Origin of the sequence: Actinomadura rudentiformis (genome assembly GCF_008923185.1) — a bacterium.
In the GTDB taxonomy this organism is placed as follows: Bacteria; Actinomycetota; Actinomycetes; order Streptosporangiales; family Streptosporangiaceae; genus Spirillospora; species Spirillospora rudentiformis.
This window is the reverse complement of record NZ_WBMT01000026.1, coordinates 73,799-85,099: the sequence shown is the minus strand read 5'-3', so window position 1 is coordinate 85,099 and position 11,301 is coordinate 73,799. Positions and strand designations below refer to the sequence as shown.

At 70.9% G+C, this 11,301-nt stretch carries 13 protein-coding genes; 6 read left to right on the top strand and 7 right to left on the bottom strand.

The window, feature by feature from the left end:
- Positions 1 to 253 precede the first annotated feature (253 nt).
- The 3 genes from F8566_RS42030 to F8566_RS42020 all read left to right on the top strand — a co-directional run bounded on the left by F8566_RS42030 (position 254) and on the right by F8566_RS42020 (position 2,637).
- The gene (locus tag F8566_RS42030; protein WP_151568640.1) at positions 254 to 811 is read left to right on the top strand and encodes a hypothetical protein; all 558 of its coding nucleotides are present in this window, start codon (positions 254 to 256) and stop codon (positions 809 to 811) included.
- Between the two features lie 104 nt (positions 812 to 915).
- On the top strand, positions 916 to 2,100 hold the full coding sequence (locus F8566_RS42025; RefSeq protein ID WP_151568638.1) for an alpha/beta hydrolase family protein: 1,185 nt from the start codon (positions 916 to 918) through the stop codon (positions 2,098 to 2,100).
- Positions 2,101 to 2,637, top strand: coding sequence for a GNAT family N-acetyltransferase (locus F8566_RS42020; protein WP_151568636.1), 537 nt, complete (start codon positions 2,101 to 2,103; stop codon positions 2,635 to 2,637). It begins immediately after the preceding gene.
- Positions 2,638 to 2,678: 41 nt separating this feature from the next.
- Here the strand turns inward: F8566_RS42020 and F8566_RS42015 are convergent, their stop codons facing one another.
- From F8566_RS42015 to F8566_RS41990, 6 genes are all read right to left on the bottom strand, one after another.
- Positions 2,679 to 3,560, bottom strand: a complete 882-nt coding sequence (locus F8566_RS42015) for an LLM class flavin-dependent oxidoreductase (protein WP_225994013.1) — start codon at positions 3,558 to 3,560, stop codon at positions 2,679 to 2,681.
- The gene (locus F8566_RS42010; RefSeq protein ID WP_151568633.1) at positions 3,557 to 4,516 is read right to left on the bottom strand and encodes a zinc-binding dehydrogenase; all 960 of its coding nucleotides are present in this window, start codon (positions 4,514 to 4,516) and stop codon (positions 3,557 to 3,559) included. Before F8566_RS42010 ends, F8566_RS42015 begins: the two co-directional genes overlap by 4 nt.
- Before the next feature lie 81 nt (positions 4,517 to 4,597).
- Positions 4,598 to 5,044 carry a cupin domain-containing protein gene (locus F8566_RS42005; RefSeq protein WP_151568631.1) on the bottom strand — a complete coding sequence of 149 codons (447 nt, stop codon included), beginning with the start codon at positions 5,042 to 5,044 and terminating at the stop codon, positions 4,598 to 4,600.
- Positions 5,045 to 5,109: 65 nt separating this feature from the next.
- A complete protein-coding gene (locus tag F8566_RS42000; RefSeq protein WP_151568629.1) occupies positions 5,110 to 5,889 on the bottom strand; it encodes an ABC transporter permease in 780 nt (259 codons plus the stop codon).
- Positions 5,886 to 6,956, bottom strand: a complete 1,071-nt coding sequence (locus tag F8566_RS41995) for an ATP-binding cassette domain-containing protein (protein WP_225994012.1) — start codon at positions 6,954 to 6,956, stop codon at positions 5,886 to 5,888. The genes F8566_RS42000 and F8566_RS41995 overlap by 4 nt, the downstream gene beginning before the upstream one ends.
- A gap of 56 nt (positions 6,957 to 7,012) precedes the next feature.
- Entirely contained in the window at positions 7,013 to 7,804 is a 792-nt protein-coding gene (locus F8566_RS41990) for a class I SAM-dependent methyltransferase (RefSeq protein ID WP_192810133.1), read from the bottom strand.
- A 179-nt stretch (positions 7,805 to 7,983) separates the two neighbouring features.
- Here F8566_RS41990 and F8566_RS41985 point away from each other — a divergent pair, with 179 nt between their 5' ends.
- The 3 genes from F8566_RS41985 to F8566_RS41975 all read left to right on the top strand — a co-directional run bounded on the left by F8566_RS41985 (position 7,984) and on the right by F8566_RS41975 (position 10,886).
- Positions 7,984 to 9,606: an ABC-F family ATP-binding cassette domain-containing protein gene (locus tag F8566_RS41985; protein WP_151568625.1), complete on the top strand. Its 1,623-nt coding sequence runs from the start codon at positions 7,984 to 7,986 to the stop codon at positions 9,604 to 9,606.
- A 198-nt stretch (positions 9,607 to 9,804) separates the two neighbouring features.
- Entirely contained in the window at positions 9,805 to 10,131 is a 327-nt protein-coding gene (locus F8566_RS41980) for a hypothetical protein (RefSeq protein WP_151568623.1), read from the top strand.
- A gap of 128 nt (positions 10,132 to 10,259) precedes the next feature.
- On the top strand, positions 10,260 to 10,886 hold the full coding sequence (locus F8566_RS41975; RefSeq protein WP_151568621.1) for a LysE/ArgO family amino acid transporter: 627 nt from the start codon (positions 10,260 to 10,262) through the stop codon (positions 10,884 to 10,886).
- Here the strand turns inward: F8566_RS41975 and F8566_RS41970 are convergent.
- Entirely contained in the window at positions 10,875 to 11,276 is a 402-nt protein-coding gene (locus tag F8566_RS41970; protein WP_151568619.1) for an SgcJ/EcaC family oxidoreductase, read from the bottom strand. The genes F8566_RS41975 and F8566_RS41970 overlap by 12 nt on opposite strands.
- Between the last annotated feature and the right edge of the window lie 25 nt (positions 11,277 to 11,301).

Here is an 11,301-nt window from a genome sequence, read left to right as displayed (position 1 = left end):
GGCCGATCAGGCCGCTCCTCCGCTCCAGTCGGGCCGCTCCTCCGCTGCGATTAGGCCGCCTCCACCCCGATCTGGCCGCCGCCACTCGGGTCGGGCCGCCCCTCCGCCGGGACGATCCGGCTTCACCCACGCGGGGGAACGTGATCACTCTGCGGCGGGAGTCCCTGCCGGTGGGTGCCGCGAGACCGTGAGGACATCCGGGCGGCACGTCTCAGAACGCCGTCCGGACCCGGCAAACAGGGAAGGCCCCGATATGACTCGTCTCGCACGTACCGCCACCGTGGCCGGACTCGCCGCGGCGCTCACCATGGGCATGCTGGCCGCCGGCGCGGCGGCCGATGACGCACCGGTCGCCAAGCCCCAGGAGCCGGGCTCGTTTGTCGTCGGCTCGGCGGGGGGCAAGCTCGCGTGGGAGGGATACAAGGACCATCCGGTGCGGTTCACGGTCGACGCCCGCACGCCATCGGACGGCAACCCGCTCAAGGCCAAGGGACGGTTCCGCGTGACCCACAAGACCGCCACCGGCGGTCCGTTCGCCGACTTCCGGGGAGAGATCGACTGCCTCGTGGCCGGCGGCAAGACGGCCGTCGTCACTGGCGTGATCAAGGAGGGCGGCATCTCCGCCATGCCCGGCGTCGACGTCATCGGCAAACGGGTCGGCTTCACCATCAGCGACGAGGGCCGCCGCCACGACCGGATCGGCTGGAGCTGGGCGGTCGCCGGGTTCGAAAGCGTGCCGCAGTGCATGAGCACCGCGCCGTTCTTCCAGACCACGACGGGTGACTACCGCGTCGGCGGCACGAGCCTCTGACCGACACAGATTCCGGCGGTCGCCGCTGACCGCCCGATACGGCGGCCGCCGGTTCCCGCATCTCGGTACCGAGGAGTAGGTGACCTCGAATAACGTGATGCGTCGTGTCCAGTGATGCCGCCGCGCCCCCATCCGCGCCCGCCACCGAGCCCCCCAAGCCGCCCGAACGACGCCGTCGCCGAGGCAGGCTGATCATCTCCGTCGTCGTGGCCCTCGTGCTCGTCGTCGGCGCGGCGACCGCGGGCATCGGCTGGTACTTCTCCGGTGTGGCGATCGAGGTCAGCCACGAGGAGGAGTACCCGCTGACCGTCCTCGACACGGCGCCGGGTTCGGTCACCCTTCCCAAGGACGAGGCGACGGCGCTCCCCGGCACATGGGCGCTCGCTTGGAAGGACGGCCGCGCCATGCTCGGCCCGGTGGTCGGCAACTCCGCCGACAGGGTGGTACGGAAGGTCACCGCGGTCACCCAAGGCAGGCTCACCAAGGGCACCAAGGTCTACCTGGATCACTGGATCTACAGCGGCGACCCCAAGACCGCGCTCGGCCTGGACTTCCAGAAGGTCACCTATCCGTCGAAGCTCGGCCCCATGCCCGCGTGGCTGATCCCCGGCAGGACCTACAGCTCCACGTGGGTGATCGGCGTCCACGGGCGCAATGCGGACAAGCTGGAGACCATGCGGGCCATCCCGGCCGTACACCGCCTCGGCCTTCCCATGCTCTCCATCGCGTACCGCAACGACGTCGGCGCGCCCGCCTCCCCCGATCGCAAGAACCATCTGGGCGGCACCGAGTGGAACGAGGTTGCCTCCGCCATCGCCTACGCACGTTCACGCGGCGCGACAGGCGTCGTCCTGTACGGCTGGTCGATGGGCGGCGCGATGGTCATGACGACGCTCCGCAAGACCGCCGATCCCACGTTCATCCGGGGTGTCGCTCTGGACTCGCCGGTCATGGACTGGAGCGCCACGCTCGACAAGCAGGGCGCCGACCGCGACCTGCCCGGCTTCGTGACCGACACCGCCAAGCTGTTCCTCGAGCAGCGCGTCGGCATCGACCTCGACGACTTCGACCAGCGCCGGTACGCGCGAGACCTCAAGACCCCGACGCTCCTGTTCACCACGAACGGCGACCTGACGATCGACAACGGCCCCTCCGTCACATTCGCCAAGACCGCCCCGCCCGGAATGGTCACCCACATCGCCACCCCCGGCGACCACACCGACGCGTGGAATGTCGACCCTTCGGCATATGAACGGGCACTCACGGGCTTCCTCGCTAAAGTCCGATAGATGGAGCCGCTCACCACCCCTCGGCTCGTGCTGGATCCCTGGCGGGAACGCCATGCCGCCGATCTCGTCCGGATGTCCTCCGACGAGAAGGTCATGCGCCACATCGGCCAGGGCGTGTGGAGCCCCGAATACGCCGCCCAGCGTCACGCCGCCGCGCTCGAACACTGGGCGCGGCACGGCTTCGGCTGGCGCGCCATCCTCGACCGTGCCGACCGTACGTTCCTCGGCCTCGCCGCCCTCAGCTGGCTCCGCGACCCGATCCCGGGCATCGGCATCCCCGCCGTGGAGATCGGCTGGTGGACCGAGCCGCACGCCTGGGGCCGCGGCATCGCCACCGAGGCCGCCGAGGCCCTCGTCGACGACGCGTTCCACCGGGTACGGGCCGAACTGGTCGTGGCCCGCTGCACCCCCGACAACATCGCCTCGCAGCGCATCATCGGCAAGCTGGCCATGACCCGCCACCCGTACGACGCCCAGAGCCTCTACGGCGACCTCGTCCAGGTCTACACCCTGGCCAACCCGTCCGCCGGGGACTGATCTACCGCCCGGACGGGTTGGAGCTGCTCGTTCGTGGCCCGTCAGATGAGGCGGGTGGCCTCGGCTAGGAGTTCGGTCTGGCGGAGGCGGTTCTTTGGGAACGGCATGCCGATGATGCGATGCGCGCCGGCGGCAGCGAGTTCGGCGAAGTGTTCGGCGGCCTGGGCGGGGGTTCCGGTGACGAGGCTCGCGCGAGCCTCCGCCTCGGTCAGGCCGTAGCCGGTGAGACCGCGTACCTGCGCGCCGAGTTCCGCCTCCGTCACGCCGCCCAGGCCGATGCTGACGGAGACGGTGATGCGAGGCACTGGACGGCCGTGTTCAGCGGCGAGTTCGGCCAGGCGGGCGGACAGTTCGGCGATCTGACCGGGCGTGGAGAACGCGGGGTAGCACTCGTCGCCGTGGCGGGCGACGCGCCGCAGCATCGCCGGACCGCCGCCGGCGATCAGCACCGGCGGCATGGTGGCGCCCGGCGTGAGCGCGATCTCCACACCGTCGATCACGGTGGGCTTGCCTTCGACCAAGCCGGGCAGCAGTTCCAGCGCCGCGTCCGTACGCCGGCCGCGTTCGGCGAACGGGACGCCCACCGCACGCCATGCCACGTCGCCGTGCGGCTCGCCGCCCGTGCCGACGCCGAGCAGGACCCGGTCGCCGGACAGGTGCTGCAGGCTCGCCACCTGCTTGGCGGCCCACGCCACCGGGCGGAGCGCCAGCACCATGACGCCGAAGCCCACCTTGACGCGGCTGGTCACGGCGGCCGCCGTCGCGAGGACGAGCGTGCTGTCGAGGAACGGCTTCACGGCACGCAGGTGGTCGCCGACCCAGACCGATTCGAGCCCGGCCGACTCGGCAAGCCGGGCGTGCTCGGCGACACCGGCCGTCTCGTCCACGCCGAAAGAGGGAAGGTGGACTCCGACGTGGATCACTGGTCCACCTCGAGCAGCGTCTTGCCGACGGTGGCGCGCGTCTCGATGGCCGCGTGCGCGTCGGCGGCGCGGTCAAGGGGGAAGCGCTGGCCGATCACGGGCCGGAGCCGCCCCGCCGCGCCCTCGGCGAGCGCCCTCTCGGCGTAGCCGCGCAGCAGTTCCGGGGTGAACGTGGGCTCGACGATCGTCACGCCGCGTTCGGCCGCCGTCTCGGGGTCGATCCCGGCCCATTCGCCGCTGGCCAGGCCGAAATTGATGATCCGTCCGCCCTCGCCGAGCAGCTCGAACGCGGCGCGCCCGATGTCACCGCCCACCGCGTCCATGACGATGTCGACGCCGCCGGTGGCCTCCCGTATCCGGCCGGTCCAGGCCGGGTCGGTGTAGTCGACCACGACGTCGGCGCCGAGCTCTGCTGCAAGCGCCGTCTTCCGTGCGCCGCCCGCCGCCGCGACGACGGTGAGCCCGGCCGCCTTGGCCAGCTGAACGAGCAGCGTCCCCACACCGCCCGCTGCCGCCTCGACCAGGATCCGTTCCCCGGACTTCGGGGTGACCGCCGTGAGCATCATGATGGCGGTCCGGCCGTCGGCGAGCAGCGCGACCGCGTCGTCCAAGGCAAGGCCGTCGGGCACTTCGAGGAGCGACGCGGCGTCCACCACGACCTTCTCGGCGTAGCCGCCCTCGCCGCGCAGACTGCTGATCACCCGCTTGCCCACCAGCGCCGCGTCCACGCCCGCGCCGACTTCGGCGACGACACCGCCGACGCCGTTGCCGGGGATCACCGGCGGCTGGGCCTTGAACGGCCCCGGCAACCCCCTGCGGAACTGCGTCTCGACGAAAGTGATGTTCGCGTACGCCACGTTCACCAGGACCTGCCCCGGGCCCGGGACCGGATCGGGTGCCTCGCCCGCGACCAGCACCTCAGGTCCGCCGAACTCCTTCAACCACACAGCCCGCATGTCACCGCTCCTCAATCCGCGTCGCGCTTGCGTGATCAAGGTTGCAACCTCAACCCATCTTGAGGTCAAGCGGCGAGGCTTTCAGAGCGTGATCGTGTCGTACGCGGCGCGCAGGGCCGCCAGGCGATCGGCGTCGAGCTCCTCGCCGCGTTCCAGCGCCCGGTGGATCTCGCGGAAGTAGTTCTCGTAGCCCGACGGGGTGAGCAGGAAGAGACAGCGGGCCCAGCCGTCGGAGGCGTTCCGGAAACCATGCGGGGCTCCCTTGGGCACCGAGACCGCCCCTCCCGCGCCGACCGCCACAGAACCGTCGGCCAGATCGAACGTGACCTCGCCCTCCAGGACCTGGAAGTGCTCCTCGTGCCCGTGGTGGATGTGCGGGGACGCGCCGACCGCGCCGGGCGGGAACGTGTACTCGACGACGGCCAGCGAGCCGCCGGTCTGCTCCCCGGACAGCCGTACGGCGTACTCCCCCGCCGGAGCCCGCAACCGTTCGGCTCCATCGGGGGTGGTCAGCGCGATATCGGTCATACGGCGCAGTCTCCCATCCCGCTGCCCAAGCCCAACCGCCCCGTCAGCCCATCGGCCTATCCGGCTCAGGTGATGTCGCGGCGGATGGTGGTGGCGGTGGCGATGGCGGCGAACGCGAGGCCGTACGCCAGCAGGACGAGCACGCCGCCCCAGGCAGGCAAGGTGGGCAGGTCGCCGGGGCCGCCGAAGCCGCCCGTCGTGTGGGTGATCGCGCGTACCGCCCCGGCCGGCAGCCACTTCCCGACATCCGGCACCGCGAACGTGAGGATGGCCTCGACCAGCTGCACCCACGCGACGGCCACGATGATCGCCGCGATCTGGTTGCGGATCAGCGCCCCCAGGCCGAGGCCGACGAGCGCGTACAAACCCATGGCCAGCACCGTGCCGCCGAGGATGGTCGGCACGTCGTGGTCGAGCAGCGACGTGGAGCCGCCCTTGATGGCGAGCGCGGGCCACGCGACCGCCACCGTGATGAGCACGGTCGCGAGGCCGAACACAAGGCCGAAGAGGAAGTACGACACGAGCTTGGCGCCCAGCACTCGGCCACGGCGCGGCGTCGCCAGGAACGCCTGAGTGATGGTCTGGTGGCGGTATTCGCCGGTGATCCCGATGATGCCGAGGATCATCATGAAGAGCACGCCGGAGCTGGCGTTCGCGTAGAACGCGCGCACGGTGTCGGGCTCGGTCACCGGCGGGATCCCCGACTCCCCATCGAACTCGGTGCCCGCCAGCGCGATCAGGAAGACCAGCCCCAGCAGCGCGAAGCCGGCGCTGAGCACCAGCATGCCGATCCACATCCGGGTCGACCGGATCTTCAGCAGTTCAGCCCTGACCAGCCGGATCATCGTGCACTCCCCGGCTCGTCGCCCGACCCCGCGGAATCGCCCGTCTCCGCGCCCGCAGTCCCCGTCTCCGCGCCCGCGGCCTTCGCCTCTGGGTTTGCGGCGGCCGTCTCCGCGCTGGCGATCTGCGGTCCGTTCGGTGGCGGCGGTGAGGGTGGCGGCGCGCTCAACTCGGCCATCGTGAGTTCAAGGAAGATCTTCTCCAGGCCGGAGCGTTCTTCCGTGAGTTCGGTCAGGACCGTCTGGGTCTCCAGCGCCGCCCGGCCGACGGCGGCGGCGTCCAGACCGGTGACATAGAGCCGGTCGTTCTCCTGGCGTACCGTGCCGCCCGCGTTCTCCAGCGCGGCGGCCAGCCTGCCGGGCTGCTCCTGGTCCGCGCCCTCGGCCGGCGGCTCGACGCCGACCCGGAGTTCGTTCTTGTCGCCGACCAGCTCGGCCAGCGGCGCGTCGCGCACGACCTTGCCCCGCGTCACGATCACGACGTGGTCGGCGATCTGCTCCACCTCCGACAGGACGTGGCTCGACACCAGGATCGTGCAGCCGATGTCGGCCAGGTGGCGCAGCATGGCCCGGAGCCAGTGGATGCCCGCGGGGTCCAGTCCGTTCGCGGGCTCGTCCAGGATGAGCACGGGCGGCTCGCCGAGCACGGCGGTGGCGAGGGTCAGGCGCTGGCGCATGCCGAGCGAGTAACCGCCGACCCGGCGGTCCGCGGCGTCGGCCAGACCTGTGAGTTCGAGAACGGCGTCGACCCGCTCCATCGGCAGCCCTGCGGCCATGCACGACACGCGCAGGTGGTCTCGCGCGCTGCGGCCCGGATGGAACCCGGTCGCCTCCAGCGCCGCACCGACCTCCTTGGCCGGGTGTTCGAGCTCGGCGAACGTGCGCCCGTTGATGAGCGCCTTGCCTTCGGTCGGCCGGACGAGCCCAAGGAGCATGCGGAGCGTGGTCGTCTTGCCGGCACCGTTCGGACCGAGGAACCCGGTGACCGAACCCGCCCGCGCGGTGAACGTCATCCCGTCCACCGCCCGCACGGGGCCGAAGTTCTTGAAGAGACCCTCAACAGTGATCACAGGGCAGAATCATGACATTCGGATCGCCCGCGTTCAGGGTGAACGACCGAACGCGGTCAGGCCACCCCTCGTACACCCAGGGCGTAACGCACCGTCTGCGGCAGCAGGAGCCTCCCGTCCGCCGCGCGCAGCGCATCGGCCGCCTCGCACGCCACCCGCCGAGCCTCTTCACGACGATCGGCGGGGATGCGGTCCATCATGCCGCGGTAGCCGCTCGCCCACATGTAGTGCCACCACTCGTCCGGGCCGGCGAGCCAGATGTCGAACGGCTCATCCTCCACGTTCACCTCCCCGAAGCCGGCGTCGCTCATCAACTCCGCCAGGCGTTCGGCCGGGTCGAGCTCGACGACCGGTGGACGCGTCGTCGCGGGAGCCATGAACGACTCCAGGAGGGCGCGGACGGGCTCCCACTCGGCCCCGAAGGTGGACGCGTAGATCGTCGCGCCGAAGCGGCCTCCGGACTTCAGGACCCGCGCGTACGAACGCAGCGCCGCCGCCGGATCGGGCAGCAGGCGCAGGACGAAGCCCGACAGGACGACGTCGAACGTACCCTCGGGGAATTCGGGCGCCTGGGCGTCGCCGACCTTCACCGCAACGCTGGTGAGCCCCCGCCGTTCTGCGGCCACCCTCGTCAAGCCCACCATTTCGGGCGAAAGGTCGACACCGACGACCCGCCCGCCCGCCTCCGCGGCCGGAAGCACACAGGCCCCGCGGCCACATCCCGCGTCCAGGACCTGCTCGCCCGCGGCCACACCGACCCGGGCAACGAGCCGTTCGCCATTCGCGGCGTAGAACGCCGGCCCGACCTGGTCATAGTCGGCGGCGGCCTCGCGATAGATCCTGGCCACCCTGGCCCGCTGCTCCTCGTACAACGAATCCGCCCTCTGTTCGCCGGAGCCGAAAACCAGATGTGGACCCTACCTGCGCGCCCCTTAAAATGGCGACATGTCCACGCCCCGGATCTCCTAGCTCAGGACCCGCTTCCACGCCACCCGTGTGTCCATGAGCTATTCCGGAGCGTCATCCCATGCTTTCTTTCCGTGATGTCGACGTGCGCGCCGGCTCGCGTCTCCTTCTGACGGGCGTCACGTCCCATGTGGCCCCCGGCGACCGCGTCGGGCTGGTCGGCCGCAACGGCGCGGGCAAGACCACGCTGATGAAGATCCTCGCCGGGCTGACCCGTCCCGCCGCCGGGGCCGTCACCCGTTCCGGGCCGGTCGGCTACCTCCCGCAGGATCCGGCCGCCGCCGATCCGTCGACCTCTGTCACCAATCGCATTCTGTCCGCCCGCGGCTTGGACGCCGCCCTGCAGGCGATGCGCGACGCCGAACTCGCCATGGCCGAAACCACCACCGGCTCTGCTATCGGCGAGACCGCCGCCGCGCCGGACTCCGCCATGCGGAGGTATGTGCGGGCCGAGGCGGAGTTCCAGGTCCGCGGCGGATACGCCGCCGAGGCCGAGGCGGCCCGGATCGCGGCCGGGCTCGGCTTGCCCGACCGGCTGCTGGATCAGCCGATCGGTGCGCTGTCGGGCGGCCAGCGGCGCCGGGCCGAGCTCGCGCGCGTGCTGTTCGCCGAACGCGGGACGCTGCTGCTGGACGAGCCGACCAACCACCTGGACGGCGACTCGATCGCGTGGCTGCGCACGTTCCTGACCTCCTACCCGGGTGGCCTCGTGGTGATCAGCCACGACACCGGGCTCCTCGCCGACGTCGTCAACCGGGTCTGGCATCTGGACCCCGACCGGGCGGCGCTGGACGTGCACAACACCGGCTGGCACACCTACCTGGCCGACCGCGCGGCCGACGACCGGAGGCGCGCCAGGCAACGCGCCGCCGCCGAACGCAAGGCGGCAGCCCTGCACGCCCAGGCGGACCGGATGCGCGCCAACAACGCGACCGCCGTACGCGCCAAGGACATGGCCCGGCGCGCGAACCGGATGCTCGCCGCGCATGAGCCGGTGCGCCGGACCGAAAAGGTGGCCCGCGTCCGGCTGCCCGATCCCGCGCCGTCCGGCCGCACGCCGCTGGGCGCCATCAGCCTGACCAAGTCGTACGGCGACCTGCGGGTGCTGTCCGGCGTGGACCTGGCGGTCGACCGCGGCAGCCGGCTCCTCGTGCTGGGGCTGAACGGGGCGGGCAAGACCACGTTGCTCAAGATCCTTGTCGGCCGGCTGCGTCCCGACTCGGGCCGCGTGGTCCACGGGCACGGGCTGCGGCTCGGCTATTTCGCGCAGGAGCACGACACGCTGGATCCCGCCCGTACCGTCAGGCAGAACCTCGCCGACGCGGCGCCGCACCTGGACGATGGCGAAGCACGCCACATCCTCGGATCGTTCCTGTTCAGCGGCGACGATGCCGGCAAGCCCGCTGGCGTTCTGTCGGGAGGTGAGAAGACCCGACTCGCGCTGGCGGGCCTGGTCGGCTCCGGAGCGAACGTCCTGCTGCTGGACGAGCCCACCAACAATCTCGACCCGGCCTCACGGGCCGAGGTGCTGGCCGCCGTGGGCGCGTACCGGGGTTCGGTGGTGATGGTCACCCACGACCAGGAGGCGGTGGAGGCATTGCGACCGGAGCGCGTCCTGGTCCTCCCCGACGCCGTCGAGGACCTCTGGAGCGACGACTACGCCGACCTGATCACCCTCGCTTGAGGACGAACCGCACCGTGTCGCGCAGTGGAACGCGACGCGGTGCGGTGCACGCCGGATACGTCCGCGAGCTCGCGGCGGAGGTTCGCGACATATACCGGACATCACATGCCGCCCCGCTGACATCGTCGCCCCGAATCGTTGCGCGATGGCGGTCGCGGGCAGGACGATATTGAGCGTGCTCCTTGCGGCGATGACGCCATGACGGCGGACCCTCATCCGGCTCCGGTGACCGACGCCCAGCGGGCGGCGCTGGCCGACGAACTGGAGATGCGCGGGTCACCGCTGTGCGACTGCGCCGGCGCGGGCCCGCTCCCGATCAGCCCCGTGACCGGCGGCACCGTGGCGCACCACTGCGAGTGCGCGGCCGTACGAGCTTCGGCCCTGATACGCCGGGCCGCCAGCCGCACCCGTCACTTCGCCGAATGCGGCTGCGGGCTGGCTGATGACATCGCAGGCCGGTTCTGGGACGAAACGAGCCTCGCCGAACGGCCCGGACCACGCGGCCCGGGCCTGGGCGCCTGCTGACGCCATAAATCAGTTGCCGTCACTCCCGCGTCTGCCCCAGGATCTGGCGCCATGACCACGTTCTCCGCCCTGCCGCCGCTGACCGCCACCACCCTCCCGGTGCGCGTCCAGCAGCAGCCCGGCGGACCATGGAGGCCGACGCTCTCCCGAACGTGATCGCCGCCCTGGTCGCAGGGCTCCTCGCCGGCTATGGCATCGCCATGCCCGTGGGAGCGGTCGCGACATACCTGGTGGCTCTCACCGCCCGGACGACCCTGAAGGTCGGCGTCTTCGCCGCCCTCGGCGTCGCCACCGCGGACGGCCTCTACGCTCTCATCGCCGCAGTGAGCGGCTCCGCGCTCATCCCCGTACTGCAGCCGATCACCCAGCCTCTCCGCTGGTGCTCGGCCCTCATCCTCATCGCCTTGGCGGTACGAGGCGCGGCCAAAGCGTTCAAGAAACCCGCCGACATCGAACAGACCCCGGTCAGCCCCTCACGGGCGTACCTCACTCTCCTCGGCATCACGATGATGAACCCCACCACCGTGATCTACTTCGCCGCCCTCGTCCTGGGCGGCGGGACGACCACGGGCCACCTCGAACAGGCCGTCTTCGTCACCGCCGCCTTCCTCGCCTCCGCCAGCTGGCAGCTGATCCTCGCCGCCGGCGGCGCCCTCCTGGGCCGGGCCCTGACCGGCCGCCGTGGGCAGCTCATCACCACCCTGACGTCCAGCACACTCATCTCAGCCCTGGCCCTCCACCTTCTACTCGCCTAGCACCTCGGTGTTCTGGCAGGCCACCAACATCCAGCGCCCGTCTTCCTTGGACATCACATACAAGGGAGTCCCCGGGTTCCCAATGAGTTGTCCATCAAGCGTGAGGAGCCGAGCATGCACCTTCACGGCCGCCACGTCAGGACGGACGAAGACCACGTCCACCACCTCGTACGTGGCGGTCGAGTCCTTCATCGCCCCAGGGAGCACCTTGCGCGTGAACGCCGAGATCTCATCCCGCCCGGTCAAACGCTTGCCATGCCCCGTCGTCCAGATCGCATCTTCCCTGAACAACGCCACGAACTCGTCCGGCAACTCGTTCACCTGAGCATGCTCAAGCCTCGCGACAACGTCCTCGATCGCGGCAATCTCGGCCGCCTGCGTCCCAGTCATGCCGCCACCCTGACACCTCGACCAA

Bases quoted from the DNA above. Each gene is read 5' to 3' on its own strand.
- F8566_RS41970 (WP_151568619.1), bottom strand. From the start codon at position 11,276: ATGACTGGGACGCAGGCGGCCGAGATTGCCGCGATCGAGGACGTTGTC.
- F8566_RS42000 (WP_151568629.1), bottom strand. From the start codon at position 5,889: ATGATCCGGCTGGTCAGGGCTGAACTGCTGAAGATCCGGTCGACCCGG.
- F8566_RS41975 (WP_151568621.1), top strand. From the start codon at position 10,260: ATGGAGGCCGACGCTCTCCCGAACGTGATCGCCGCCCTGGTCGCAGGG.
- F8566_RS41985 (WP_151568625.1), top strand. From the start codon at position 7,984: ATGCTTTCTTTCCGTGATGTCGACGTGCGCGCCGGCTCGCGTCTCCTT.
- F8566_RS42005 (WP_151568631.1), bottom strand. From the start codon at position 5,044: ATGACCGATATCGCGCTGACCACCCCCGATGGAGCCGAACGGTTGCGG.
- F8566_RS42010 (WP_151568633.1), bottom strand. From the start codon at position 4,516: ATGCGGGCTGTGTGGTTGAAGGAGTTCGGCGGACCTGAGGTGCTGGTC.
- F8566_RS41980 (WP_151568623.1), top strand. From the start codon at position 9,805: ATGACGGCGGACCCTCATCCGGCTCCGGTGACCGACGCCCAGCGGGCG.
- F8566_RS42030 (WP_151568640.1), top strand. From the start codon at position 254: ATGACTCGTCTCGCACGTACCGCCACCGTGGCCGGACTCGCCGCGGCG.
- F8566_RS42020 (WP_151568636.1), top strand. From the start codon at position 2,101: ATGGAGCCGCTCACCACCCCTCGGCTCGTGCTGGATCCCTGGCGGGAA.